This window comes from Sodalis sp. RH21, from assembly GCF_047324175.1.
Taxonomy (GTDB): Bacteria; Pseudomonadota; Gammaproteobacteria; order Enterobacterales; family Enterobacteriaceae; genus Acerihabitans.
The window spans coordinates 1,078,487-1,104,591 of the sequence record NZ_CP178732.1; the positions used below are offsets into that span (position 1 = coordinate 1,078,487).

General features: G+C 55.0%; 27 protein-coding genes, 1 other RNA gene and 2 pseudogenes. 15 read left to right on the forward strand and 15 right to left on the reverse strand.

Features of this window, described 5'->3' with window-relative positions; all coding sequences use genetic code 11:
- Nucleotides 1-49: 49 nt before the first annotated feature.
- The 7 genes and pseudogenes from ACL2XP_RS04980 to smpB form a co-directional block, all read right to left on the reverse strand.
- The gene (locus ACL2XP_RS04980) at nt 50-271 is read right to left on the reverse strand and encodes a hypothetical protein (protein ID WP_413737453.1); all 222 of its coding nucleotides are present in this window, start codon (nt 269-271) and stop codon (nt 50-52) included.
- Nucleotides 264-551 (reverse strand): annotated as a pseudogene (locus ACL2XP_RS04985) (integrase arm-type DNA-binding domain-containing protein); the annotation flags it as partial. The pseudogene ACL2XP_RS04985 and the gene ACL2XP_RS04980, both read right to left, overlap by 8 nt.
- Nucleotides 552-1,093: 542 nt before the next feature.
- Nucleotides 1,094-1,618, reverse strand: a pseudogene (locus ACL2XP_RS04990) (phage integrase N-terminal domain-containing protein); the annotation flags it as partial.
- A gap of 805 nt (nt 1,619-2,423) precedes the next feature.
- Nucleotides 2,424-2,669, reverse strand: a complete 246-nt coding sequence (locus ACL2XP_RS04995; RefSeq protein WP_413737454.1) for a helix-turn-helix domain-containing protein — start codon at nt 2,667-2,669, stop codon at nt 2,424-2,426.
- Nucleotides 2,670-2,903: 234 nt separating this feature from the next.
- Nucleotides 2,904-4,145: an integrase domain-containing protein gene (locus ACL2XP_RS05000; RefSeq protein ID WP_413737455.1), complete on the reverse strand. Its 1,242-nt coding sequence runs from the start codon at nt 4,143-4,145 to the stop codon at nt 2,904-2,906.
- Nucleotides 4,146-4,325: 180 nt separating this feature from the next.
- Nucleotides 4,326-4,708, reverse strand: a transfer-messenger RNA (tmRNA) gene (ssrA, locus tag ACL2XP_RS05005).
- A 46-nt stretch (nt 4,709-4,754) separates the two neighbouring features.
- The gene (gene smpB / locus ACL2XP_RS05010) at nt 4,755-5,237 is read right to left on the reverse strand and encodes an SsrA-binding protein SmpB (protein WP_413739085.1); all 483 of its coding nucleotides are present in this window, start codon (nt 5,235-5,237) and stop codon (nt 4,755-4,757) included.
- Between the two features lie 156 nt (nt 5,238-5,393).
- Between smpB and ACL2XP_RS05015 the strand changes: the two genes are divergently transcribed.
- Together ACL2XP_RS05015 and ACL2XP_RS05020 are read left to right on the forward strand one after the other, a co-directional pair.
- The gene (locus tag ACL2XP_RS05015) at nt 5,394-5,828 is read left to right on the forward strand and encodes an SRPBCC family protein (protein ID WP_413737456.1); all 435 of its coding nucleotides are present in this window, start codon (nt 5,394-5,396) and stop codon (nt 5,826-5,828) included.
- Nucleotides 5,821-6,126, forward strand: a complete 306-nt coding sequence (locus ACL2XP_RS05020; RefSeq protein ID WP_413737457.1) for an RnfH family protein — start codon at nt 5,821-5,823, stop codon at nt 6,124-6,126. The genes ACL2XP_RS05015 and ACL2XP_RS05020 overlap by 8 nt, the downstream gene beginning before the upstream one ends.
- 200 nt (nt 6,127-6,326) lie before the next feature.
- Here the strand turns inward: ACL2XP_RS05020 and bamE are convergent, their stop codons facing one another.
- The 3 genes from bamE to nadK all read right to left on the reverse strand — a co-directional run bounded on the left by bamE (nt 6,327) and on the right by nadK (nt 9,414).
- On the reverse strand, nt 6,327-6,674 hold the full coding sequence (gene bamE / locus ACL2XP_RS05025) for an outer membrane protein assembly factor BamE (protein ID WP_413737458.1): 348 nt from the start codon (nt 6,672-6,674) through the stop codon (nt 6,327-6,329).
- 113 nt (nt 6,675-6,787) lie between these two features.
- The gene (gene recN, locus ACL2XP_RS05030) at nt 6,788-8,449 is read right to left on the reverse strand and encodes a DNA repair protein RecN (protein WP_413737459.1); all 1,662 of its coding nucleotides are present in this window, start codon (nt 8,447-8,449) and stop codon (nt 6,788-6,790) included.
- Nucleotides 8,450-8,535: 86 nt separating this feature from the next.
- Entirely contained in the window at nt 8,536-9,414 is an 879-nt protein-coding gene (gene nadK / locus ACL2XP_RS05035; RefSeq protein ID WP_413737460.1) for an NAD(+) kinase, read from the reverse strand.
- Between the two features lie 124 nt (nt 9,415-9,538).
- Here nadK and grpE point away from each other — a divergent pair, with 124 nt between their 5' ends.
- Nucleotides 9,539-10,135: a nucleotide exchange factor GrpE gene (gene grpE / locus ACL2XP_RS05040; protein WP_413739086.1), complete on the forward strand. Its 597-nt coding sequence runs from the start codon at nt 9,539-9,541 to the stop codon at nt 10,133-10,135.
- 152 nt (nt 10,136-10,287) lie between these two features.
- Here grpE and ung read toward each other — a convergent pair whose 3' ends face one another.
- The gene (gene ung / locus ACL2XP_RS05045) at nt 10,288-10,971 is read right to left on the reverse strand and encodes a uracil-DNA glycosylase (protein ID WP_413737461.1); all 684 of its coding nucleotides are present in this window, start codon (nt 10,969-10,971) and stop codon (nt 10,288-10,290) included.
- Between the two features lie 31 nt (nt 10,972-11,002).
- Nucleotides 11,003-11,347: a hypothetical protein gene (locus ACL2XP_RS05050; protein ID WP_413737462.1), complete on the reverse strand. Its 345-nt coding sequence runs from the start codon at nt 11,345-11,347 to the stop codon at nt 11,003-11,005.
- An 11-nt stretch (nt 11,348-11,358) separates the two neighbouring features.
- Between ACL2XP_RS05050 and grcA the strand changes: the two genes are divergently transcribed.
- Entirely contained in the window at nt 11,359-11,742 is a 384-nt protein-coding gene (grcA, locus tag ACL2XP_RS05055; RefSeq protein ID WP_413737463.1) for an autonomous glycyl radical cofactor GrcA, read from the forward strand.
- A 341-nt stretch (nt 11,743-12,083) separates the two neighbouring features.
- Here the strand turns inward: grcA and srmB are convergent, their stop codons facing one another.
- Nucleotides 12,084-13,436 (reverse strand): ATP-dependent RNA helicase SrmB, encoded by a 1,353-nt coding sequence (gene srmB, locus ACL2XP_RS05060; protein ID WP_413737464.1) that lies wholly within the window; start codon nt 13,434-13,436, stop codon nt 12,084-12,086.
- Between the two features lie 212 nt (nt 13,437-13,648).
- On the opposite strand from srmB, the gene ACL2XP_RS05065 reads away from it, so the two are divergent.
- Entirely contained in the window at nt 13,649-14,509 is an 861-nt protein-coding gene (locus tag ACL2XP_RS05065; protein WP_413737465.1) for a tRNA1(Val) (adenine(37)-N6)-methyltransferase, read from the forward strand.
- Between the two features lie 40 nt (nt 14,510-14,549).
- Here the strand turns inward: ACL2XP_RS05065 and nadB are convergent, their stop codons facing one another.
- Nucleotides 14,550-16,178, reverse strand: coding sequence for an L-aspartate oxidase (gene nadB, locus ACL2XP_RS05070; protein WP_413737466.1), 1,629 nt, complete (start codon nt 16,176-16,178; stop codon nt 14,550-14,552).
- 421 nt (nt 16,179-16,599) lie between these two features.
- On the opposite strand from nadB, the gene rpoE reads away from it, so the two are divergent.
- From rpoE to acpS, 10 genes are all read left to right on the forward strand, one after another.
- Complete coding sequence (rpoE, locus tag ACL2XP_RS05075) at nt 16,600-17,175, forward strand: RNA polymerase sigma factor RpoE (RefSeq protein WP_162368415.1); 576 nt, start codon at nt 16,600-16,602, stop codon at nt 17,173-17,175.
- Between the two features lie 28 nt (nt 17,176-17,203).
- A complete protein-coding gene (gene rseA / locus ACL2XP_RS05080) occupies nt 17,204-17,866 on the forward strand; it encodes an anti-sigma-E factor RseA (RefSeq protein ID WP_413737468.1) in 663 nt (220 codons plus the stop codon).
- Nucleotides 17,866-18,831: a sigma-E factor regulatory protein RseB gene (gene rseB, locus ACL2XP_RS05085; protein ID WP_413737469.1), complete on the forward strand. Its 966-nt coding sequence runs from the start codon at nt 17,866-17,868 to the stop codon at nt 18,829-18,831. Before rseA ends, rseB begins: the two co-directional genes overlap by 1 nt.
- The gene (gene rseC, locus ACL2XP_RS05090; protein ID WP_413737470.1) at nt 18,828-19,298 is read left to right on the forward strand and encodes a SoxR-reducing system protein RseC; all 471 of its coding nucleotides are present in this window, start codon (nt 18,828-18,830) and stop codon (nt 19,296-19,298) included. Before rseB ends, rseC begins: the two co-directional genes overlap by 4 nt.
- 226 nt (nt 19,299-19,524) lie before the next feature.
- Nucleotides 19,525-21,324: a translation elongation factor 4 gene (gene lepA, locus ACL2XP_RS05095; RefSeq protein WP_413737471.1), complete on the forward strand. Its 1,800-nt coding sequence runs from the start codon at nt 19,525-19,527 to the stop codon at nt 21,322-21,324.
- 15 nt (nt 21,325-21,339) lie between these two features.
- Nucleotides 21,340-22,314, forward strand: a complete 975-nt coding sequence (lepB, locus tag ACL2XP_RS05100) for a signal peptidase I (RefSeq protein WP_413737473.1) — start codon at nt 21,340-21,342, stop codon at nt 22,312-22,314.
- A gap of 213 nt (nt 22,315-22,527) precedes the next feature.
- A complete protein-coding gene (rnc, locus tag ACL2XP_RS05105) occupies nt 22,528-23,208 on the forward strand; it encodes a ribonuclease III (RefSeq protein WP_413737474.1) in 681 nt (226 codons plus the stop codon).
- Nucleotides 23,205-24,110 carry a GTPase Era gene (era, locus tag ACL2XP_RS05110; RefSeq protein WP_413737475.1) on the forward strand — a complete coding sequence of 302 codons (906 nt, stop codon included), beginning with the start codon at nt 23,205-23,207 and terminating at the stop codon, nt 24,108-24,110. The genes rnc and era overlap by 4 nt, the downstream gene beginning before the upstream one ends.
- An 11-nt stretch (nt 24,111-24,121) precedes the next feature.
- On the forward strand, nt 24,122-24,868 hold the full coding sequence (gene recO / locus ACL2XP_RS05115; protein ID WP_413737476.1) for a DNA repair protein RecO: 747 nt from the start codon (nt 24,122-24,124) through the stop codon (nt 24,866-24,868).
- A gap of 160 nt (nt 24,869-25,028) precedes the next feature.
- A complete protein-coding gene (acpS, locus tag ACL2XP_RS05120) occupies nt 25,029-25,409 on the forward strand; it encodes a holo-ACP synthase (protein WP_413739087.1) in 381 nt (126 codons plus the stop codon).
- On the opposite strand, the gene ACL2XP_RS05125 is transcribed toward acpS, so the two are convergent.
- Nucleotides 25,406-25,666, reverse strand: coding sequence for a YfhL family 4Fe-4S dicluster ferredoxin (locus tag ACL2XP_RS05125; protein ID WP_413737477.1), 261 nt, complete (start codon nt 25,664-25,666; stop codon nt 25,406-25,408). The genes acpS and ACL2XP_RS05125 overlap by 4 nt on opposite strands.
- Between the last annotated feature and the right edge of the window lie 439 nt (nt 25,667-26,105).

Sequence of the window (26,105 nt, forward strand, 5' to 3'; positions counted from 1 at the left end):
AGATACGAAAAAACCGGCCGAAGCCGGTTGGTTTTTGTTCGTAGTGATGCTAAACCGCGTTGCACTGCGGCAGCCAATCCGCAGCGCTATCGTCGCTTAATTCAAGGTTGGTTTGGATATCGTTTTTGCTTTTGTGCTTTATCAGCGCGCACCCGTATTCCCGTAAGATCCCCGAAAGCGCCAGACCGAAAGCGGTCAGGCTCATCGGTTTCTGGTATTGCGCCCTAAGCAAGGCCGCCAGCGACGGCAGGTTATTGGCGCTAGGCGCCATCCTCGGCTTTGGCCTGGGGATCAATGCCCTTGGCTAAAAGGGACAGCTTTTCACCTATGTTTTCTCTGGCATTAGCCAAAGACAGGGCAGGGTATGCACCTAGGCTAATCATGGTGCGCTGTGCGGTGCCGGGTCGCTGATAGCGAAAACGCCATATTTTTTTGCCGGTGGTTTTTACCAGCAAAAATAAACCGTCGCCATCATGCAGCGTCAGGTCTTTATCGAGGGCTTTGGCTTTTTGTACTTCGGTGTGGGTGAGGGGGCGTGTAGTCCTCGCCATGCCAGGGATCGTCCATTAATTGGTATACGTTTATTGGCATACATCATTGCGTATACCAATAGACGCTGGATTTAGCTGGATATGCTCGGACTGCTACAGATACAAAAAAGCCCGCAAACCTAGGTGGGATGCGGGCTTTCAGGACTTCGCCGGACATGTCCGGGCTGGGGGAGTTGAATTTATTGCCTATTATTTTGATTATAGGGATTATTTCTGATTTAACTTTTGTTCTGTGGGCCCAAGTGTGGGCCTAAAAATTTTGTTTGCTTGGTTAAAATGGAGGCTGTGGGACTTATTTGCGAAATGAGTAGCAAAAAGATTTTCAAACGAGGAATCGAATTATGTGTTTTATAGCCATAGTGACCTGCTCCCCATTGATTAACATACGATATTGTTTGTAATACCTGCTTCTGGCACTCAGTTGCCCGCAAGAGTTCCATCAGGCGGCCATGAGCGAGGAGCTAAAGTTCGCTTTAAAGGTAAACTAATCCGCTTGCTTGAAGATCTCTGAAAGAGAATGGTCCGCTTTGCCGGGATACTTACACCACCGTCAGTTGTTCGTCGCCTCGATCCAGCGCGGTGGCCCACGTCTTGAGCGATTGCGAACACTGCACCGCTTCTTGTGAGCGTAGGCCCATCATTCGAGCCAGTTGCAACGTCAGCGCCAGACCGGCGTCTTTCTGTTGCAGGGTTGCCAGCGCCGCCTGATAGCGCTCCGGCGTAATCGCTTTCCGCGTGCCGTCCCGGCTGGCCCCACTTAGGCCTAACGTCTTGTTGCTCAGCCGTTCCGCATCCGCCAGCTTAGCTCGCCCGGCGGTGCGCAGTATCACCCGCACTGCCGCCATTTCATTATGCAGCGTGCGCAAAGTAATTCCCTGTTCTAACCGTTCGGCGATATAGCATTCGATATGTTTTGCTTTCAGATGCTGCACCGTGCGAATCTGAATATTCAAGGACAGCAGGTGACTGGCAAGCCGCTCTGCAATCTTTAGTCGGTCATGTACCGTCTTATGGCTGCCGCCAGCCTGACGGGCCAGCGTCTGCATCTCCCAGCTCAATCGTGACATATCCTCAATAACCTCTGTTCTCCGGCGCACGGCGATTTACGACACGGATTTATCGCGTCGCACTGAACAATACCTGCGCGCCGGAGCGGCAGCGGTTGAGGTATGACGGGGATATCGGTTATGCACTCGGTGCAACCGCCTGCATCAGCAGGGTAATCCCCTCAGGCTGAAAGCCTGCCTCAGGTATCGGTTCAGTCCTCCTCTGATAAGTGGGTTGATGATAATTGACGCAGGAGATGTGCGTCAGATGACAGGTCACGCCAGAAAGCGCTGTGGCGTAAGGGCTGGCGCAGAGATCGTTCGCGGCGTCACTTGCAACGGCTTTGCGCCGTATGAAGTGACGCCGCTGCCTCATGGATGCATTCGCTGAGGCAGCAAAAGGCCGTAGAGGGTTGCGTCAGCTATATCAGCTATATCAGCTATATCAGCTATAAAGGTTGTTGTACGCATCAGTGCGTATGCAAAAAGCAGTTGCTTCACTAAGAGCAAAAAGGATGCAGCCCTAAGACATTGAGATAAGGTAGCTACCATCGCCGCAGCGATCACCCGCAAACTGGTAGCGGGGCGGGTTGGGAGTCGACCACACAGGTTGGTCCTGCGCGTTGCCTTGAAGGTCGTGGCAACATGGGCGTGCTGCTTGCAGCAGCGGTGTAACACTGACAATTTACTGCGCCAAAATCCGTATATCAAGCGGCTAACGCGCTGCGCTTGTTGGCTCCTCACTGGGTTTCTATTCCATAGAAATCCAGTAAGGAGCGTCTAAATCCACTGACAGTATGAAAAAAATTTTGTAAATTTTTAGTGGCTAATCCGAGGTCCCATCTCTGTATTGTTGATGCTGTCCGCTGTTATAACGCGAAGGCCAGATCTCTTCGGGGCGTTTATGCAAGGCTTCGGCGATTAAGCGTTCTCCTTTAGGCCAATGGCGCGTCGGTGTATTTGCCAAAGTGGAAGAAGCGAGTCCCGCTTCTCTGGAAACCGCAGCCAGCGTTATGCCTTTCTTTCTTAAACCAGCAATGATATCTGCCGGATGCCAGTCTTGTTCAATCATACGAAGTCACCCATATTGATGCCCGTCAGAGGCGATGAAATCGTTTGTTCTGACTAAGGCATATTTTAATTTCTTCCTTTTTAGCATCCGCTAAGTGACTTTATCTTAAGAGCTACTAAAGACGCGGGGTTGAGTACCTGTCCATTGACGATGAGCGAAAAATAACGCGTCTCCCGCCTCACACCATCACTTGCTTATGGTGTGAGGCGGGAGAAAAAACACGGCTTCATACAATCACCCAATTGCCTTAAGTCCCCGGACTCCGCCTTCCAGTACGCTGCCGTTGTCCGCCGCTTTCACAAAGTCAGCCCACCATTGCATCATGGGGCGACGTTGTTCCAGATAGTCGCTGCGGTTATAGGCTCGGCGTACTTCATTTTTATCCACATGGGCGAGGGCGGCTTCGATGACATCGGGCGGAAAGCCTTGCTCATTGAGCGCGGTGCTGGCAATGGAGCGCATGCCGTGTGATACCAAAATGCCGCCTAATCCGGCGCGTTTTAGCGCGGCGTTGACCGTCTGGCTATTCATTGGCTGTAACGGCTTAATGCGGCTGGGGAAAACATATTCCCGGTGGCTGCTTAAGGGCTTCATTAGCGCCAGAATAGCCAGCGCCTGTTCTGACAGCGGAACGATATGTACCCACTTTATTTTCATGCGTTCGGCCGGAATGCGCCATTCTTTAGCATCCAGATCGATCTCTTGCCAGCGCGTCTCAGCGGCTTCGACAGGGCGGGTGAGGGTGAGAAGCTGCCACATAAACAGACAGCGGGTCGGTAACTCGATATGCGCCAGCCGCATCGTTTGCATCAGTTGCGGCAGTTGATCCGGGCGAATGCTGGGCATGTGTTTTTTCTGCGGTTTCTCGAATGCCTTGCCGATATTGACGCTGGGCGCTGCATCGATCAGACCAACGTTCATCGCATAGATCATCACCTCGTTAATCCGCTGGCATAACCGTCTTACCGTTTCCAGCGCGCCTCTGGCCTGCACCGGCTGGATAGCCTGTACCAGCGTGCGCGCTTTAATGTCCGTAATGCTGATATCGCCGATGGCGGGAAAGATATCCTTTTCGAGGGAGCGCCAAATATCTGAGGCATAGTCGGCGGTGACGCTGCTCTTTTTTAACTGTAGCCAGCGCTCGGCAACGACCTTAAAGGTGTTGGATTGGGTTTCCAGCGCTTGCTTGCGCAATGAAAGCTGGTGTTCATAAGGGTCAATATCTTTTACCAGCAGAGCGCGGGCCGCTGTACGGCGTTGCCGGGCGTCGGCCAGAGTGACTTCGGGATAAGGCCCAAAAGTCAGTTTTGCGCGTTTTTTGGTTAAAGGCCGGTAGTAGCGCATCTGCCAGACTTTCCTGCCGCTGCTTTTGATTAGCAGTTGCAGACCGTCGCCGTCATGCAGTGTGTAATCCGCCGCCTGTGGTTTGGCGGCTTTGGTCTCCGTATCGGTGAGGGGTTTTGTTAACCGTGCCATTGGTACCTCCATCATTTAGGTACCCATCGGATGGGTACCTGCCTTTCAGGTACCTAAAAAGGTACCTGAAAGTTGTGGAAGCTACAAGATCGCCAAAGCATTCCACAGACGTAAAAAAGCCCGCAGGGCTTGCGCCATGCGGGCTTCTTGGACTTACTTGACGTTCTATAGAACAGAATTTGGTGGAGCTGGGGGGATTTGAACCCCCGTCCGGAATTATTACGTCCTCGGCACTACATGCTTAGTCCTATCATTACATTCGCCAGCCAGCTGCGGATGGACACGCCACTGACAAACTAGCCTGATTAGTTTTAGCGCTTTGACCCCAGGCAGGATCTCCACGCGAGCTCTTTTGGGTTTGACCTCTCTTGATCCCCGTCCTAAGAGCGGAGGCTAGGGAGAGAGGGAACCATTAGTTGTTTAGACTAATTAAGCTGCTAAAGCAGCGGGTTCGTATTGCGAGTCGTTTGCAATTATTTTTTTTGAGGCTGTTTAACGAGGCCTACCTCACCTCGGCATGCACCTTGGGTTTCACAAATCCCGTCGAATCCAGAATCAGCCCCAAGTTGTTAATTTCATTATAGCAAAATTAGGATGGCGCGGCAAACGTTAACGGTTGGCGTGTTTCATAATCCGTGCTTTATCCACCTGCCATTCGCGCGTTTTGATATCGTCGCGCTTGTCGAAATCTTTTTTACCCTTGGCTACGCCAATCTTGACTTTGGTCCAGGCGTTTTTCCAGTAGAGCGACAGGGCTACCACGGTGTAGCCTTCGCGGTTGACCCGGCCAAACAGGGAATTGATTTCGCGCTTGTTAAGCAGCAGTTTACGTGTGCGCATGGGGTCGCAGACCACATGCGACGATGCCGCCATCAATGGCTGAAAGGTGGCGCCAAACAGGAAGGCTTCGCCATCTTTTAGCAACACATAGCTGTCACTGATGTTGGCCTTGCCAGCACGTAGTGATTTGACTTCCCATCCCTGCAACGCGAGTCCTGCTTCGAACTCCTCCTCGATGAAATATTCATGTCGGGCGCGTTTGTTTTGCGCAATGGTGGCTGAACCGGGTTTATATGCTTTTTTTGTCATGATACTAAATATTATACAGTTTTATGGCGGGAATAAAATGCTTTAGTGGCGCTGTCATGGGGTTTTCATCCTTTTTAAGACAATCGGGCGTGAACAGTTTTTTGTCTCATGCCAGATAAATGATAATATTAGAATGTATTAGTCATGACAGGAACCCTTATGCCTCATATCAGTCGTTCCGCGCTGGTGCCCTACAGCGCGGAGCAAATGTTTGCTTTAGTCAATGATATCCGTGCCTATCCGGAATTTATTCCCGGATGTACCGGTAGCCGTGTGCTGGGTAAAGAAGGTAACGAACTGACCGCTGAAATGGATGTGTCCAAGGCGGGGATCAGCAAAACCTTCAGAACCCGCAACGTTATCACCGACAATCAAAGTATCGTGATGCGCCTGGTGGAAGGGCCGTTTCGTTCATTTGCCGGCGATTGGCGCTTTACCACCCTGAGTCCGGAAGCCTGCAAGGTGGAGTTTGAAATGAGTTTCGAATTCAAAAGCAAGCTCATCGAACTGGCGTTCGGCCCCATCTTTAAAGAGATGGCCAACAGCATGGTGCAAGCCTTCACCCAGCGTGCCAAAGAGGTCTACCGTGTCTGATAATCAGGCATCGGGTGCGGAGATACACGTCGAAGTGGTGTATGCGCTGCCGGAACGGCAGTACCTGCATAAAGTGGTATTGGCGGCAGGCAGCACCTTGGAGCAGGCCATCCAGGCCTCGGGGATCTTGAGCCAGCGCCATGATATCGACCTGGCGAAAAACAAGGTCGGCGTTTTCAGCCGGCCGGCCCGCTTAAATGACCTTGTCAACGATGGCGATCGGGTGGAAATCTACCGGCCGCTGCTCATCGATCCGAAAGATCTTCGCCGCCAGCGGGCGGAGCGTACCAAAAAATAGCCTGTTTTTTTGCCTTTCCCGCACTTTTCCCGCATTTTTTACTGGCATGACATGCGAGCCGCGCCTTTCCTGTCAATATTATCCAATATCATCGCCTATCGATATCATCAATCAGCATGCCAGCTCGCCCGCACCGTAAACCGGTCAGGCGGGGCTGGTCGTGCTCAGCGAGGATACTTTATGCCGCGCGGTAAGCCTGGTTACGAACGGGGAGCATTCAGGGCGTCGCGCCGGTCGATGTTGGTCAGAATATCCGCGTCGTTAAAGGTCAGGGTAATGGTTTGCTGCGTTACCGCCTCATGGCCCGGCTGGCGACGGAATACGTAAAACCAGGTGCTGGTGCCAAAGGGGTCACGCATCATCGGCGTGCCTAACGTATAAGCTACTTGCTGTTTAGTCATGCCGGTATGAAGCTTGGCCACGTCATTTGCTGTCAGATAATTCCCCTGATTGATGTCGGGGCGATAGACCAGTCTTTCCAGCGTGGAGCAACCGGCAGTTAACATCAGAAGAACGACGGCAGCAGCGGTCAACGTCTTACAGCTCATAATAATCACATTCCTTTTGGGCATAGGATGCCGATGATAATAGACCTTGCCGACATTGGGAACCTCTACAAGGCCCATCTATGACCGCGGGAACGTAAAAAAGTTGGGCTTTTCTAAGCTGCGAGCAGTTCTTTTGCATTTGCCAGCGTGTTTTTGGTGACCTCGCTTCCGCCCAGCAGCCGCGCCAGCTCCTGCAAGCGGGCTTTTTTGTCCAATGCGATCATCTGCGTTTCGGTCTCGTTGCCATCGGTATTTTTGCTGACAAAAAAGTGATGATGGCCCGAACCGGCAACCTGCGGTAAGTGAGTGACGCACATCACTTGGGTGGACTCGCCCAACTGACGGAGCATTTTACCCACAATCGCGGCGGTCGGGCCACTGATGCCCACATCCACTTCGTCAAAAATCAGCGCCGGCGTATCCATCTTGCGGGCGGTAATGACCTGGATGGCCAGCCCGATACGGGACAGCTCGCCCCCCGAGGCCACTTTCGCCAACGGCTGGAGCGGCTGGCCGGGGTTGGTGGTCACCAGGAATTCAATACGGTCCGCCCCTTCGGCGCTGAGCTGTTCGGCGGTGAAGTGGGCGACGATCTCCAGCCTGCCGTGGGGCAGGGAGAGTTCGCGGATGCTGCGGGTAATGAGGGCGGATAATTCGGCGGCGTGCTCCTCGCGCCGCTGGTGCAACTGCCGGGCGATCTGCAGGGCCTGGCGGTGATATTGCTCCACCGCTTGCACCAGCGCTGCGGCGTCGGTGTCGTACTGGGCCGTCAATTGCTGCTCGCCGAGCAATTGCTGATAGAACTGCGGCAGTTCCTCGGGTTTTACGTGATGCTTGCGCGCCAGGCTTATTTGGCGCGACAGCCGCAGTTCCAGTTCGGATAACCGCTGCGGGTCCAGATCCAGCCGATCGCTATAATGGCGCAGTTCGTCGCTGGCCTCGGTAAGCTGTATGGACGCCTCTTCCAATAAATCCAGCACCGGGGAAAGGGAACCGTCCATGCCGATCAGCTCGGTTACGCGCTGTTTGACGGCGTGCAGCTCGCTGAGCATATTGCGATCTTCGTTCTCGCTTAATAGCTCCAGGGCTTGCCGGGTGCTGGCGATCAGTTGCCCGCTGTTGGCCAGGCGTTTATATTCCTGGTCGATCTGCTCGAACTCGTCGGCGACGGGGACAAATTCATTCAGCTCTTTTAATTGATATTGCAGCAGCTCGCGCCTGGCTTCCCGCTCGGCGGCGTGCTGGCGGAACGACGCCAGATCCAGGCAGCCCTGGTGCCACTGCCGGTAAGCGCCCGCCATGGCGAGCCGCAGGTCTTTTTCGTCGGCGTAGGCGTCGAGCAGCTGTTTTTGATATTCCGGGCGCAGCAGCAACTGGTGGGCGTGCTGGCCGTGGATTTGAATCAGATGATGCCCCAGCTCGCGCAATTGGGACAAGGGCACCGAGGTGCCGTTGATAAAGCCGCGCGAGCGCCCGTCATGGCCCACCACGCGGCGCAGCAGGCATTCATCGCCGTTATCCAGCTCGTTGTCCGCCAGCCATCGGGCGGCCAATGGCGCGTCGCCCAGGGCGAACCGCGCGCAGATATCGGCCCTGGGCGCTCCCGGGCGCACCATGCTGGCATCGGAACGGCTGCCGAGGCAAAGGCCAAGCGCATCGATGGCTATGGATTTGCCCGCCCCGGTCTCACCGGTGATAACGCTCATTCCCGATTGAAAATCAATCGTTAACTCCCGTACGATCGCAAAATTGGCAATGGTAAGCTGAGCCAGCATGATTTTTTCCTGTATATAAAAACACAGCTGTGGTTAAACACAGTATAAACTGGTTTTTTATACAGTAAAGCAACCTTTGCCGAATTTCAGAATAATTTTTTTGACCAGCCCAGCTTGGTGCTCAGCGTATTAAAATAGTTGTAATCATGGGGATGGACCAGATCCAGGTGATACTCGCTGCGCCGGATAAAAATTTCCTCTCCCTCCTGGATCGGCAGCGCGATTTGGCTATCGCAGCTGATTTCCAGCTCGTTGCCGACGTTGGAAAATTTCAGCCGGATGGTGCTGCTGCCGTTGATGACCAGCGGCCTGGACGACAGGGTATGCGGAAACATCGGCACCAGGGCGATGGCGTCGAGGGTCGGGGTCAGAATGGGGCCGCCGGCGGAAAGCGAATAGGCGGTGGAGCCGGTGGGCGTGGCGATAATCAGGCCGTCGGAACGCTGTGAGAAAGCAAAACTGTCGTCGATATAGACTTCGAACTCGATCATATGCGCCACCTTGCCGGGATGGAGCACGACTTCGTTGATGGCGGTGCTCAGCCGTCCGCATTCATTGCCGCGGCACACCTGCGCTTCCAGCAAAAAGCGCTGTTCGCAGCGATAATTGCCCGCCAGCACTTCGGATAATTGCTGCAAGGCGGAATCAGGGTCGAGATCGGTGAGGAAGCCCAGATTGCCGCGGTTAACCCCGATCACCTTGATATCATACCGCGCCAGAATGCGCGCCGCGCCCAGCATATTGCCGTCGCCGCCCACCACCACCGCCAGGTCCGCCTGCTGGCCGATATCCGCCAGGCTGCCGGTTGCGGCGCCCTCTAAGTTGAGATCGCGGGCAATTTGATGCTCCATGATGACATTATGACCTTTCGCAAGTAGCCAGTGATACAGCATTTCATGCGTGGCTAAGGCATTGGGATGGCGCGGATGGCCGACAATGCCGATGCTTTGAAAGGGTGTGTTCATGTGTTTGCTTTTCCTCGCCATGTTTTGCAGGTTACATTATGCGACATCCCTTGAATCCCCGCTATTCATCCCCATAATAAGCACAGTAGCAAGATTAAAAGGCTAAAACGCGGAGAAACTCATGATGAGTAGTAAAGAACAGAAGTCCCCTGACGAGCAAGTCTCACAAGAAAATGAAACGGAACCAGGGCAGCAGGCGCAGGCACAGGAAGCACAGCCCGAGACGGCAGACGTCGTGGATCCACGCGATGAGCGTATCGCTGTTCTGGAAGCCAGGCTGGAAGAATTACAACAACGTGAGCGCGACAGCCTGCTACGCGCCAAAGCGGAGATGGAAAACGTCCGCCGCCGCAGCGAACTTGATGTGGAAAAAGCGCACAAATTCGCTCTGGAGAAGTTTGCCGGCGAACTGCTGCCGGTTATCGATAATCTCGAACGCGGGCTGGATATGGCCGATAAGTCCAATAGCGAGCTGACCCCGCTGATTGAAGGGATTGAACTGACCCTGAAATCGCTGCTGGACGTGGTGCGCAAATTCGGCATTGAAGTCGTCGCCGAGACGCATGTCCCCTTCGATCCTTCGGTGCATCAGGCCATGACCATGCTGGAGTCGGCGGATCATGAGCCCAACCATGTCATGATGGTGATGCAAAAAGGCTATACCCTCAACGGCCGGCTGCTGCGTCCCGCGATGGTGGCGGTTTCCAAGGCCAAAGCCTGATTTCCCGTTCTGCCATCCCGCCCCAGGAGCCGGTCGCCGAATAAGATAGCCGGCCTTATCTTGGGGCGCATTCTAGCCCTTCATCCCCATTACGACCGGCAGCGATCCATCAAGCCGGCGTCTTGCCCCGGCGTTTTGCGCCAGCCTGGCTTTCATGCAGCCGGCAAATAGGGTTGCCAATCGATGGGCGTCTCGCCCCGCTGTGCCAGCAGGGCATTGGCCTGTGAAAAATGCTTGCAGCCCAAAAAACCCCGGTGCGCCGAAAGGGGGGAAGGATGGGGGGCTTTGAGGATGGCATGGCGGCGCGGATCGATAATGCTCCCTTTCTTCTGTGCATGAGATCCCCACAACAGAAAAACAATTCCTTCGCGGGAGTCATTTAAGACTTCAATCACCTTGTCGGTGAAGGTTTCCCAGCCCAGGCTGGCATGGGAATGGGCTTTACCCGCTTCCACGGTGAGAACGGTATTGAGCAGCAGCACGCCCTGGCCGGCCCAGCTTTGCAGGCAGCCATGTTCCGGGTGGGTAAAACCGGGAATATCCGCGGCCAGCTCTTTGTAGATGTTGACCAGCGAAGGCGGGGCGGGCACGCCCGGCCGGACGGAAAACGACAGCCCGTGCGCCTGGTTCGGGCCGTGATAAGGGTCTTGCCCCAGAATCACCACTTTTACCGCGGCCAGTTCGGTATAGCGAAACGCATTGAACACATCCTGCTGCGGGGGATAAATAGTTTTTCCCGCGGCTCGCTGCCCGGCAACGTATTCCAGCGTTTGTGTAAAATAGGGTTTGGTTTTTTCGCCGGCAAGGGCATCCCGCCAGGTTAAGCTCTGCGTCATGGTACGCTCCATGTTGATATTGGACATACGACTAGCTTACCGGCTTATGGGAGCGGGTGAAATAATTTCTGCTGCCGGGCGCATTAACAAAAAATGTTGTTATTTTTAAAATTATTTTGAGATGACGGCATGTGCCAAAAGCATAAAAATTGATATAAAACAAAAAGATGATTTTTGCGGCCAATGCCTTATCGCGGTTAAATTGATTTAAATCAAAGAATGCCGGTGCGTTGGCTGGTATATAATCAGTAAGAGAAATTGGTTTTACCAAATAACCAGACGTCCCGGCAGCCGATCGCCAGCAATCCCGCAAGCGGATTGCACAAAGCCGATGCCAGGCACCGCAGGACAACATTGCAGGAATTAGCCCTACCACGGAGGCAATCTATGATTAGCGGAATTCAAATTACCAAGGCTGACAATAAAGCGCTGTTAAACTCTTTCTGGCTGCTGGACAACGGCATTGAGCAGGCTCGTTGCCTGTGCGCAGTTGCCGGTTACGCCGACGATCAGGTCGTTGCATTGGGCGAACTGGGAAATGTTGAATATCGTCAAATCCCCCTCGAAATGAAAGAAACAGTACGCGTAGAGGGCGGCCAACACCTGAACGTTAACGTGTTGACCCGTGAAACGCTGGAAGACGCCGTCGCCAATCCGGATAAGTATCCGCAACTGACTATCCGCGTCTCGGGCTATGCGGTGCGTTTTAACTCGCTGACTCCCGAACAGCAGCGCGACGTTATCACCCGTACCTTTACCGCCGCCATCTGATTATAGGGGGTGCGGCAGTGTGAAAGGGGGCTTAGGCTCCCTTTTTTGCGTCTTGCCGCCGCGCAAAAAACGGTTGTTGAGTGGAAACCGGCCTGGATCAGTAAACGGCAAGTAAGCGCCTGCGACAATTTTGACCAATGGCGGAGTAGATCAAAAATCTATTCAATCCATTGAATAAAAACATAAAAATTAAAATTTTAAGGCGGCCCGTTTATTTTTGCCGTGCCGTTTCGCTATAAAATATGCGGTTAACCGCAATTACCCCGCCAATGCAGCAAAACAATCGCCTTTCTCCATAAAAAAACCGCCCGTAAAGGCGGCTTTTTAGTAGGGATGATGGTTTATTCATCATCCGGCTTGGCTGCGGGGACGACGGCGGCGGTTTGCGCCTCGGCGGTTTTCGATACCCGGCGCTTGCCGATATTACGCTTATCCCGTAAACGCACTTTTACCTTGTCCTTGACCTGGCTTTGTTCTTTTTTCTCTTTACGCTTGGCCAGCACTTTTTTCGAGGGTTTGCCGGTCACCTTCTCGGCCGGAGCCCGGGTTACGGGGCGCAGTTCATCCACGATGCGCGCTTTGAGCGGTTCGTTGAGATAGCGGCTGATTTTACCCAGCAGTATATGGTCGTGGGCTTCGACCAGCGAAATGGCCGAACCTTTACGCCCGGCGCGGGCGGTGCGGCCGATACGGTGCAGATAGACATCGGCGGTGGTCGGCAGATCAAAATTGATCACGTGGCTGATATCGTCGATATCCAGCCCGCGCGCCGCGACGTCGGTGGCGACCAGGACGTTCTTCCGGCCTTCATTCATCCGTTTGATGGCTTCGTTGCGTTTGGCCTGCACCATTTCGCCTTCCAGGTAGCAAGACGCAATGCCTTCGGCATGCAACCAACTGACCACTTCATGGACGCGCTCGCGCTTGCGCACGAAGACGATGGTTTTGGTGACATCGGGCTGTTTCAGTAAATGGCAAAGCAGGGCGGTTTTATGCTTGAGATCGTCGGCGCGGTAGTACCACTGGGTGATTTTTTTACGTTCGCGCCGCGAAGGGGAAGCATCGATTTCCACCGGATCGTTGAGCAGCCGTTCGGCAAAATCTTTAACCGCATTCCCTTCCAGCGTGGCGGAGAACAGCAATGTCTGCTTGCGCCAGCGGGTTTCGGCGGCGATCAGTTCGACGTCCTGCGCGAATCCCATTTCCAGCATCCGGTCGGCTTCATCCAGAATCAGCGTTTCCACGGCGCGGCAATCAAAATTTTCTTCTTTGATGTATTGCAGCAACCGGCCGGTAGTGGCGACCACGATATCCTGGTTGTCGCTAAAGACGATGGCGTGATTCATAAACGCCACGCCGCCGGTGATGGTGGCGATATCCAGATGGGTATGCGCGGCCAACTGCTTGGCCTGCTCCGCTACCTGCATCGCCAATTCGCGGGTCGGGGTGACGATCAGCACGCGCGGGGGCCCTGATTTCCTGCGCGGGAAGTCGAGCAGGTGTTGCAGGACCGGCAGCAGATAGGCGGCGGTTTTGCCGGTACCGGTAGGGGCCGAACCCAACACGTCGCGTCCGTCCATCGCCGGCGGGATCGCTTCGGACTGAATGGCGGTAGGGCGCTCATAGCCTTTATCGCGCAGTGCGGCGATCAAGCTTTCATGTAGGTCGAGTTCGCTAAATTGGGTTACAGTCATGGTCTACCTCTGGTTGGGGCGCAGATTATAGACGGATCGCGGGCAATCTTCATCTGTTTCCGCTCGGACGGGTGATTTCATCCGCGGCGGGTCTGTCTGAAGAGCGATGAAAGCGTGGCGCCAGGCGCCCGGATGCCTGCCCGGATAAAGTACCTGGTTTAAGCATGTGATTGAGCATGTGATAAAGTACCTTGATATGTCCTGAGAGCCAAATGATGATCGATTCGCCGAAACAAAAAAACCTGCTGCGCCGGGACGGTTTTACCTTCAAGCAATTTTTTGCCGCCCACGATCGCTGCGCCATGAAAGTGGGCACCGACGGCGTGCTGCTGGGCGCCTGGACGCCGCTGGCCCGGGCGCAACGGGTGTTGGATATCGGTACCGGCTGCGGGGTGATTGCCCTGATGGTGGCGCAGCGGACCGGTGATAACGTCCAGGTGGACGGCATTGAACTGGATGCGCGGGCCGCCGGACAGGCCGGGGAAAATTTTGCCCTCAGCCCCTGGTCGCGCCGCCTGCGAATTATTCACGGCGATATTCTGGATTATGCATCCCCTGGCGCCGCCGCCGTTTTCGCGGGCCAGAATACTACCGGCCAATATGATGTTTCCCCGCGCGCCATCGAACCTTATGAACTGATTGTCAGCAATCCCCCGTATTTCCCGGTGGGCATCGCCTGCAGCAGCCCTGAGCGCGATTCTGCGCGGTACACGGCGACCTTGACCCATCAGCGCCTGCTTGACGCCGCCCGCGCGCTGTTGGCCCCGTCCGGGCTGTTTTCGATGGTGTTGCCGCTGGAGGTGGGGGAGAACGTCATCGCCCTCGCCCGCAAGCAGGGCTGGCATTTACATTATCGCACCGATGTGGCGGATCGGGAGGGCCAACCGGCGCACCGGGTGCTGTTGGCGTTTTCACCCCGGCCCGGGGAACTGGTTTATAGCGCCATGGCGCTGCGGGACGCCGATCGGCGCTATTCGCCGGCGTATCGCGCATTGACCGGCGAGTTTTATCTGTCCCTGTCCGGCGTAGCCACCTCCGGCCGGCAAGCGGCGGATAGCGGCGCCGCGGGCTGAGTAGCCCTATGGCGCGACGCTTGGGATCGGGAAAACCGGCTCAGGGATGCAGGATGGTCGGCTGCGGATTTTCGCTCATCTCAGGATAATCCAGGGTGTAGTGCAGGCCGCGGCTCTCTTTGCGCTGCATGGCGCTTTTCACTATCAGCTCCGCCACCTGGGTCAGGTTACGCACTTCCAGCAAATTATTGGAGATGCGGAAATTGGAATAATACTCGTCGATTTCCCGCTGCAGCAGATTGATGCGGTGCAACGCGCGCTCCAACCGCTTGGTGGTTCGCACGATGCCGACGTAATCCCACATAAATAACCGCAGCTCGTGCCAGTTGTGCTGGAGCACCACCGCTTCGTCGGAATTGTCCACCCGGCTTTCATCCCACGCCGGCACCTGTTTGGCCAGTTTAATCGTGGGCAGGCGCTTGAGAATATCCTCCGAAGCCGACCAACCGTAGACCAGGCACTCCAGCAGGGAATTGGACGCCAGCCGGTTAGCGCCATGCAGGCCGGTATAACTCACTTCGCCGATGGCATAGAGCCCGTCGAGATCGGTGCGGCCATGCTGATCGACCATCACGCCGCCGCAGGTATAATGCGCCGCCGGCACGATGGGAATCGGCTCTTTGGTCAGGTCGATATCCAGCGACAGCAGCTTTTGGTAAATCATCGGGAAATGGTGCTGAATGAAATCCGCCGGTTTATGGCTGATATCCAGGTACATGCAATCAGCACCGAGCCGCTTCATCTCATGGTCGATGGCGCGCGCGACGATATCACGCGGCGCGAGTTCGCCGCGCTCGTCGAAATCGGGCATGAAACGCGTGCCGTCGGGCCGTTTGAGGAAAGCCCCTTCGCCGCGCAGCGCCTCGGTCAGCAGGAAATTACGCGCCTGCGGATGGAACAGGCAGGTAGGGTGGAACTGGTTGAATTCGAGATTGGCGACGCGACAGCCGGCGCGCCAGGCCATGGCGATGCCATCGCCGGAAGAGATATCGGGATTGGTGGTGTACTGATAGACCTTGGAAGTGCCGCCGGTGGCCAGCACTACCGATTTTGCCCGGCAGGTTTCGACCCGCTCCTGCTCGCGGTTCCAGATATAGGCGCCCACGACGCGCCGGGTGCCGGCCAGCCCGATTTTATTCGAGCTGATCAGGTCCACCGCGTTGCAGCGTTCCATGATATGGATATTGGGATGGTTGGCCGCCTGGGAAACCAGCGTGGTTTCCACTTCTTTGCCGGTGGCGTCGGCCGCGTGCAGGATTCGCCGGTGGCTATGGCCGCCCTCGCGCGTCAGGTGGTAACGCTCCTCGGCGGGTTGGCCCGCGGCCTGGGCATCGCTATTGGGATCGGTTTCGGTATCGAACAGCACTCCCTGATCGATTAACCACTGCACGCAGTGGCGCGCGTTGCCGGCGATGAATTCCACCGCTTCGCGATCGCACAATCCCGCGCCGGCGATCAGGGTATCTTCAACGTGGGAAGCGATGCTGTCGGTTTCATCAAATACCGCCGCGATCCCCCCCTGCGCATAGTAGGTTGATCCTTCATTGAGAGGGCCTTTGCTTAACACCATGACCTGACAGTGCCCGGCGAGGCGTAATGCCAGGGAGAGACCCGCTGCGCCGCTGCCTATCACCAGCACATCGGTTACATGTTCAGTTAAAGGTTGCATAATGAATGGTGGTTACCATGGAAGAAATAATAGTTTTATGATGGTAGCACTCTATGATTTAGGTCTGAAAGGGTAATTGCTGATATTTTACCCGGGACTTTTTACGCATGTTTACTGACAGCCAATTGATTTCACGGTACCCTGCGCTGTCTATAGGGTGCCGGATGATTACATGCGCTCCGGTACCGTGATTTCAGGATTCTACGATCTTAACATTTTATTTCATGATAGTCTGACAGTCACCCGGCGTGAACGCCGGCGCACCAAGAGCCGTCTCCCATTTAATTTAACAAAAAATACAGACGGGACGGAACTTTATGCATTGCGAAAACTCCAAACGGGAGCTTGCTCGTGTTATCGGTTTAGTGGCTGGCGGTACTATTTTTCGCGTGGAGATAAATTTGAGGAGAATTTACCTCGGATGAGCGAGCAGTTAACGGATCAAGTGCTGGTTGAACGGGTTCAAAAAGGCGACCAAAAAGCGTTTAATTTATTGGTTGTGCGTTACCAGCACAAAGTGGCGAGCCTGGTCTCCCGGTACGTTCCCCAAGGGGATGTCCCGGACGTTGCCCAGGAATCGTTTATCAAAGCCTATCGCGCCCTGGAGTCGTTCCGTGGGGATAGCGCTTTTTATACATGGTTGTATCGTATCGCTGTTAACACAGCAAAAAATTATTTGGTTGCTCAGGGTCGGCGCCCACCGTCAAGCGACGTGGATGCCAACGATGCGGAAAATTACGAAAGTGCCGGCGCATTGAAAGAAATATCGAACCCTGAGAATTTAATGTTGTCTGAAGAGTTGCGACAGATAGTGTTTCGCACTATCGAAGGGCTTCCCGAGGATTTGCGTATGGCAATCACTCTTCGGGAACTGGATGGGCTCAGCTATGAAGAGATAGCCTCCATCATGGACTGCCCTGTGGGAACGGTAAGATCCCGTATCTTCCGTGCACGCGAAGCTATTGACAATAAAATTCAACCGCTGATTCAGCGATAATGATGGCGGCAGGAGAAGGTACCCACGCATGCATAACGAAAAGCTTTCCGCTCTTATGGATGGGGAGTCGTTCGATAACGAACTGCTCAACGATTTATCCAGGGATGATGAGTTACAACAAAGCTGGCAAAGGTATCATCTGATTCGCGATACGATCCGCGGGGACATCGGTGAAACCTTGCACCTTGACATCGCCGGCCGCGTCGCCGCGGCGATTGCCAAAGAGCCGGTGCGCCTGGTGCCTGGCGTCATTGACGCTAAAGAATCGCAGCCCGCGCCGGAAACCTGGCACAAGCTGCCCTTCTGGCATAAAGCGCGCCCCTGGGCCGCGCAGCTTACGCAAATCGGCCTGGCGGCCTGCGTTTCGTTAGCGGTGATTGTCGGTGTTCAGCACTACAACCAGCCGGTAAATAACGACGCGCAGCCGGAAGCGCCGGTATTCAATACCCTGCCTATGATGGGGCAAGCTTCGCCGGTCAGCCTGGGCGTGCCTTCGGCCTCCACCACCGCCGATAACGGTTCCCAGCAGCAGCAGGTGCAGGAACAGCGCAAGCGCATCAATGCCATATTGCAGGATTATGAATTGCAGCGTCGGGTGCATTCCACGCAGTTGCAGTTTGATCAGCATGAAACCCAGCAGGCCGCAGTCCAGGTGCCTGGAACCCAGTCATTAGGAATGCAACCGCAGTAATGAAGCAATTTTGGTGTGCTGTTTGTCTCATGACAGGCAGCCTGCTCTATTCCACCTACGCTCCGGCCGAGGCCCCCACAACGGCACCCGGAGCGTTGTTGCAACAAATGAGCCAGGCTAGCCAGTCCCTGAACTATGAATTTGCTTTTGTCAGCGTCAGCAAGCAGGGTGTCGACTCGCTACGGTATCGCCACGCCGTGTTTGAAAAACATCGCCTGGCGCAGCTGTTGCAAATGGACGGCCCCCGCCGTGAAATTTTGCAGCGCGATAATGAAATCAGTTTTTTTGAGCCCGGTCTCGAACCTTTCACTTTGGCCGGCGATCATATCGTTGATTCTCTCCCTTCTATCGTTTACGCTGATTTCGAGCGTTTAGCGCAGTTCTACGATTTTATCCCCGTTGGCCGTACGCGCGTTTCCGATCGTTTATGTGAAGTCGTGCGCGTCGTCGCGCGGGACGGCACCCGGTTCGGTTACGTGTTATGGATCGATGCCGCCACCAAACTGCCGCTGCGCGCTGATTTGCTCGATCGCGACGGCGAGGCGCTGGAGCAGTTTCGCGTGATCTCCTTCATTGTCGATCCGCAGGTGCAATCCCTGATGCAGGGGCTTGAAACGGTAAATCTGCCTCCGCTGCTGGCAATGCCGGTGTCGGAAAAAGCCGACTTCGGCTGGGCGGTAAACTGGCTGCCGGCGGGCGTCACTGAAGTATCGCGCAGCCGCCGCACGCTGCCCGGCATTAACGTGCCGATTGAGACCAGGTTGTATACCGACGGGCTGTTTAGTTTTTCGGTGAATATCGCCCAGGCGGGTGAAGGTAATAACACCGAGCGCTTTATCCGTACCGGACGGCGTACGATTCATACTGAAATCCGCAGCAATAAAGAAATCACCGTTGTCGGCGAATTGCCCCCGGCTACCGCCAAACGCATCGCCGACAGCGTGGTATTTAAGGCGCAACCATGATCAAAGAATGGGCAACGGTTATCTCATGGCAGCAGGGCGTGGCGCAATTACGCTGCGAACAGCGTTCGGGCTGCGGCAATTGCCATTCCAGCGGCAGCTGCGGCACCAGCATCCTCAATAAAATGGGGCCTGAATCCGCACACCAGCTGAAAGTGGAAAGCAAACATCCCCTGGTGCCCGGGCAGCGGGTAGAGGTGGGCATTACCGAAGCCAGCCTGATCCGCTCGGCGCTGCTGGTTTATATGCTGCCGCTGGTGGGCTTGATTGGCTGCGCTGCGCTGATGCAGGGATGGTTCAATACCGATCTGGCCGCGGCGTTCGGCGGCCTTATCGGCGGCGTCGGCGGTTTTATGCTGGCGCGTTTTTATGCCCTGCGGCTGGGTAATGAACGTCAATACCAGCCCGTTATCCTGCAAATCGCCTTGCCGCCTTCGTCGTTTTATCTGCGCCAGGATAAAGCGGAATAACGCCGGCGTTCCGTCCGCTCCATTGTGCCCGCCGCGTCGCCCGCGGCGCATAATGGCGGGCGAATGCTTACAAACTTAGACTCTTGTCTGCCCCTCCCATCCTTCCTTGAAACAGCCATACAGTGTAATATGCGCCAATGCCAGATTGGGTAGTTTTACTTTTTAGTCCATCGCTGTGTCCACCGAAATAAATCTAAGCGACATAATTAGAGAAAAATTCATATAAATGAAGCACATCAGAAACTTTTCCATCATCGCCCATATCGACCATGGTAAGTCGACCCTCTCTGACCGGCTGATCCAAACCTGTGGCGGCCTGGCCGAGCGTGAAATGGAAGCCCAGGTTTTGGATTCCATGGATTTGGAGCGCGAGCGCGGTATTACCATCAAGGCCCAAAGCGTTACGCTTGATTACAAAGCCAACGATGGCCAGATCTATCATCTGAATTTCATCGACACCCCGGGGCATGTGGATTTCTCCTATGAGGTATCCCGTTCCCTGGCGGCCTGCGAAGGCGCGCTGCTGGTGGTGGATGCCGGGCAGGGCGTGGAAGCGCAGACGCTGGCCAACTGCTACACCGCCATGGAAATGGATCTGGAAGTGGTGCCGGTGCTTAATAAAATCGATTTACCCGCCGCCGATCCCGATCGCGTCGCGCAGGAAATCGAGGATATCGTCGGTATCGACGCCACCGATGCGGTGCGCTGCTCGGCCAAGACCGGCGTGGGCATCCCTGAATTGCTGGAACGGCTGGTGCGGGACATTCCCCCGCCCGAAGGCGATCCGCAAGGGCCGCTGCAGGCGCTGATCATCGACTCATGGTTTGATAACTATTTAGGCGTCGTGTCGTTAATCCGCGTAAAAAACGGTACTTTGCGCAAGGGCGAAAAGGTCAAGGTCATGAGCACCGGCCTGAGTTACAATGCCGACCGCCTGGGCATATTCACGCCCAAGCGCATCGACCGCGATATCCTGCAATGCGGCGAAGTCGGCTGGCTGGTGTGCGCCATCAAGGATATTCTTGGCGCGCCGGTGGGCGATACCTTGACGCTGGCCCGCCAACCGGCGGAAAAAGCGCTGCCGGGTTTTAAAAAGGTCAAGCCCCAGGTTTATGCGGGCATGTTCACCATCAGCTCCGACGACTACGAAGCCTTTCGCGACGCGCTGGGCAAGCTGAGCCTTAACGACGCCTCGCTGTTCTATGAACCGGAAAGTTCTACCGCGCTGGGTTTCGGTTTCCGCTGCGGTTTCCTTGGCTTGCTGCATATGGAAATCATTCAGGAACGCCTGGAGCGCGAATACGACCTGGAGCTGATCACCACCGCGCCGACGGTTATCTATGAAGTGGTCACCACCGATAACCAGACGATCTACGTGGACAGCCCGGCTAAACTGCCGCCGCTGAACAATATCCTGGAACTGCGCGAACCCATTGCCGAATGCCATATGCTGCTGCCGCAGGAGTTTCTCGGCAACGTGATAACCCTGTGCATCGAAAAACGCGGCATGCAGACCAATATGGTCTATCACGGCAACCAGGTGGCGCTGACCTATGAGATCCCGATGTCCGAAGTAGTCCTGGACTTTTTCGACCGGCTTAAATCCACCTCGCGCGGCTATGCCTCGCTGGATTATGGTTTTAAACGCTTCCAGGCCTCGGATATGGTGCGGGTGGATATTTTGATCAATACCGAGCGGGTCGATGCCCTGGCAATGATTACCCATCGCGATAATTCCCAGCGCCGCGGCCGCGAGATCGTGGAAAAAATGCAGGAGCTGATCCCGCGCCAGCAGTTTGATATTGCGATCCAGGCGGCCATCGGCAACCACATTATTGCCCGTTCCACCATTAAGCAATTGCGTAAAAACGTACTGGCGAAATGTTATGGCGGCGATGTGAGCCGCAAAAAGAAATTGCTGCAAAAACAGAAAGAAGGGAAGAAACGCATGAAGCAGGTGGGTAACGTCGAGTTACCGCAGGAAGCATTCCTGGCGATTCTGCACGTTGGCAAAGACAGTAAATAACGCAAAGGAGTTAGCATGGCAAATATGTTTGCCCTGATCCTGGCAATAGCCACCTTGATAACCGGCATTATCTGGTGCGTGGATCGATTTAAACTGGCACCGGCACGCCGCGTCAGACAGGCGCAGTTAACCGCCGCCGGCGACGACGTTATTGCCGACAAAGAATTGCAGAAAAAAGCGAAACAGCCGGGCTGGATCGAAACCTGCGCGTCTATTTTCCCGGTGCTGCTGGTGGTCTTTATCGTCCGCTCGTTTATCTACGAGCCATTCCAGATCCCGTCCGGCTCCATGATGCCGACGCTGCTGGTGGGCGATTTTATCCTGGTGGAAAAATTCGCTTATGGGCTCAAAAATCCCATCACCCAGACGACGATTATCCCTACCGGCCATCCGCAGCGCGGCGACATCGTGGTGTTTAAATATCCGCCCGATCCCAAGCTGGATTATATTAAACGGGTAATCGGCCTGCCGGGCGATCGCATCATTTACGATCCGCTTAGCAAGACCGTAACGGTGCAGCCGGGTTGCGCGAATAGCCAGAACTGCGCCAGCGCATTGCCGGTCACCTATAGCGATATGGCGCCGAGCGACTTTGTGCAGACCTATGATTCAACCGGCAGCGGCGAATCCGCCACCGGCTTTTTGCAGGTCCCGCCCGATCGGCAGGTGGACGGCGGTATCCGCCTGGCGGAGCGTACGGAAAACCTGGGGAACGTGACCCACCATATCCTGACGGTGCCGGGGCAGCAGGATCAGGTGGGGGTCTATTATCGCCAGCGCAATCAGCAACTGGCGGAATGGTCCGTACCGGAAGGGCACTACTTTATGATGGGCGATAATCGCGACGACAGCGCCGACAGCCGCTTCTGGGGTTTTGTGCCCGAGAAGAACCTGGTGGGCCGGGCGAGCGCGATTTGGATGAGTTTTGAAAAACAGGAAGGTCAATGGCCCACCGGCGTTCGTTTACGCCGCATCGGTGCAATACATTAATCAAATCGTTTTTTAAGCGAAGCATTATTATGCTTCCCGTTGTAGAATACCCCGCTCTGGTTATAAAGACTGGCCCCCGATTCGGGGGCCACTGCAAACGAAACAGTTTTGTCCGGCCTGGTTACTGCCTGAACAGCACGAGTGCCAGACGCATCGACAGACCTGTCCCGTATGCTGTAGTTATTTGACGCATGGTTGAGTTATTGGTAACGCATGAATCCCATCTTAATTAATAGGCTCCAGAAAAAACTGGGCTACACTTTTCAACAGCACGAGCTCTTGTTACAGGCTCTGACGCACCGAAGCGCCAGCAGTAAACATAATGAACGGCTGGAATTCTTGGGTGACTCCATATTGAGTTTCGTCATCGCCAATGCGCTTTATCTGCGCTTTCCGCGGGTTGACGAGGGCGATATGAGCCGGATGCGCGCCACGCTGGTCAGGGGTAACACCCTGGCGGAAATGGCCCGCGAGTTCGAGCTGGGAGAGTGCCTGCGCCTGGGGCCGGGTGAGCTCAAAAGCGGCGGGTTCCGCCGTGAGTCAATTCTGGCCGATACGGTAGAAGCGTTAATCGGCGGCATTTTCCTCGATAGCGACATTGAAAATATCGAGCGTCTGATCCTCAATTGGTACCATAGCCGCCTGGAAGAGATCAGTCCGGGCGACAAACAAAAGGATCCGAAGACTCGTCTGCAAGAATACCTGCAGGGGCGTCATTTGCCGTTACCTACCTATCTGGTGGTTCAGGTTCGTGGCGAGGCGCATGACCAGGAATTTACTATTCACTGCCATGTCAGTGGCTTGCCGGAACCCGTCGTGGGTAATGGCTCAAGCCGCCGTAAAGCCGAACAGTCAGCCGCCGAGCAGGCGCTGAAAGAGCTGGAGCTTGAATGAACGAAGATAAAACGTATTGCGGATTTATTGCCATTGTTGGACGGCCGAACGTCGGCAAGTCGACGCTGCTGAACCAGTTTCTGGGGCAGAAGATTTCTATTACCTCCCGCAAGCCGCAGACCACGCGCCACCGGATTATGGGCATCCATACCGAAGGGCCTTACCAGGCGGTCTACGTCGATACCCCCGGTCTGCACATCGAAGAAAAACGCGCCATCAACCGCTTGATGAACCGCGCCGCCAGCAGTTCGATGGGCGATGTGGAACTGGTGATCTTCGTGGTGGAAGGCACCCACTGGACGCCGGACGACGAGATGGTGGTTAACAAACTGCGCGGCCTGAGCTGCCCGGTAGTGTTGGCCATCAACAAAGTGGATAACGTCACCGATAAAAGCAAATTGCTGCCCCATATCACGTTCCTCAGCCAGCAGATGAATTTCCTGGACGTGGTGCCGATTTGCGCTGAAACCGGCATGAATGTGGATACCCTGGCCGGCATTGTGCGCAAACTCATGCCGGAAGGGGAGCACCAGTTCCCGGAAGATTATATTACCGACCGATCCCAGCGGTTTATGGCCTCGGAAATCATTCGTGAAAAGCTGATGCGTTTTCTGGGCGAAGAGCTGCCGTATTCCGTTACGGTGGAAATTGAACGCTTTATCACCAATGAGCGCGGCGGATATGATATCCACGGCCTGATCCTGGTGGAGCGCGAAGGCCAGAAAAAAATGGTTATCGGCAATAAAGGCTCCAAGATCAAGACCATCGGGATTGAAGCCCGTCAGGATATGGAAACCATGTTCGAGTCGAAGGTACATCTCGAACTGTGGGTGAAAGTGAAATCCGGCTGGGCCGATGATGAACGCGCCCTGCGTAGCCTGGGTTACACCGACGATCTCTGAGGGTCAACCCGATGGAAGGCTGGCAGCGCGCATTCGTCCTGCATGGACGCCACTATAGCGAAACCAGCCTGCTGTTGGATTTTTTTACCGAAAACGACGGGCGCGTGCGTATCCTGGCCAAGGGCGCGCGCTCCCGTCGTTCCGCGTTAAAAGGGGTATTACAGCCTTTTACGCCGCTGCTGATCCGCTGGAGCGGGCGCGGCGAAGTGAAAACCCTGCGCAGCGCCGAGCCGGTTTCGCTGGGGTTGCCGCTGACCGGCCTGATGCTCTATAGCGGGCTATATACCAACGAACTGCTTTCCCGCGTCCTGACCCACGAAACCGACTACTCCTCGCTGTTCTTTGATTACCTGCACTGCCTGCAGTCGCTGGCCGGCGCCGCCGGTTCGCCTGAACCGGCGCTCAGGCGCTTTGAACTGGCCCTGCTCGGTCATTTGGGATACGGCGTGGATTTTCTGCACTGCGCCGCCACCGGCCTGCCGGTGGACGATGATATGACCTATCGTTTTCGCGCGGAGAAAGGTTTTATCGCCAGCGTGGTGATCGATCACTATAGTTTTACCGGTCGCGAACTCCAGGCCCTGGCCGCCCGCGACTTCCCCGATATACCCACTCTGCGCGCCGCCAAGCGTTTTACCCGCATGGCTCTTCAACCCTACCTGGGCGGCAAGCCGCTAAAAAGCCGAGAATTGTTCCGCCAGTTTATGACCAGAAAACCCCCGCCGAAAGCATTGCCCCCCGACGGTCCCACCGGGTAAACTGTCCGCTATGTTCTTGGCCCCGCGTACCTGATGCCGCTGGGGGCGTAGTAAATTTATCGGCGGGTTCGCCAGGTGAGGATTAAATGTCCGTATTGTCATCAACTCTGAATCACGGTCGCATCGCGGTATGGCCCCGACTGCGGGCCACGGGCGTTTAATGGCGATCCTCGGCATTGGCACCGATATTGTCGAAATCGAACGCATCGAAGCGGTGGTCGGGCGCAGCGGCGACAGGTTTGCCCGGCGCATTCTCAGCGACGCGGAATGGGCGCAGTATCTCGGCCACAAGCAGCCGATTCGCTTTCTGGCCAAACGCTTTGCGGTCAAGGAGGCGGCGGCCAAGGCTTTTGGCACCGGTATTCGCAACGGGCTGGCGTTTGCCCAGTTTGAAGTGATCAACGATATCCTGGGGAAACCGGGATTAAAGCTTTATTTGCAGGCCGCCGATTTGGCGCTGGAACTGGGGGTGGCAAGCGTGCATGTCACGCTGGCCGACGAGCGGCGCTATGCCTGCGCCACGGTGATTCTGGAGAATTAGATCCGATCGCCGTGGTACATCACGACAAATTTTTCCCATAGCTGCTCATTGCTCTCGACCCGGGCCGGATCGGGCAGGATGGTATTATCGATAGGACATACCTTCATGCAGGTCGGCGTATCATAGTGCCCCACGCATTCGGTGCAGCGGCTGGAGTCAATCTCATAGATCTCCGCGCCCATGGTGATCGCCTGGTTCGGACACTCCGGCTCGCACATATCACAATTGATGCATTTTTTCGTGATAAGCAGGGCCATAAGGGGTTCTCGTTAATCGTCATAAAGCAGGGCGAAAATTATACCCTTCCGGCGGGGCGGCGCCAGCTTTTTTCGCCAAATCCCGTGTATCAAAAGGCACATCGTCAAGGCGTAGTCCCTCCGGTTTTTAGTACCAGCGCCATTTAGCGTGAAGAAATCAGGATGCGAACCGATATTTTCATTTAAGAGGATACTAGTAATGATCTGGTAATTTATAATCTTCTGGAAAGTCCGGCCAATATTTAAGCACAATCAGCGCTTCAGTATCATCACGTATGGCATTAAAAAACTTGATAAACTCATTGCGTGTGCGCGTATTTCCATTAGGGCGGAACGCATTGCAAGTTCATCATTCTGTTCTTTTGCGAGATGCAATATATTGAATTTTTTTCGAATTAAATTAAGATGAATGCTCAAAATATTATCTGTGTCATCATTG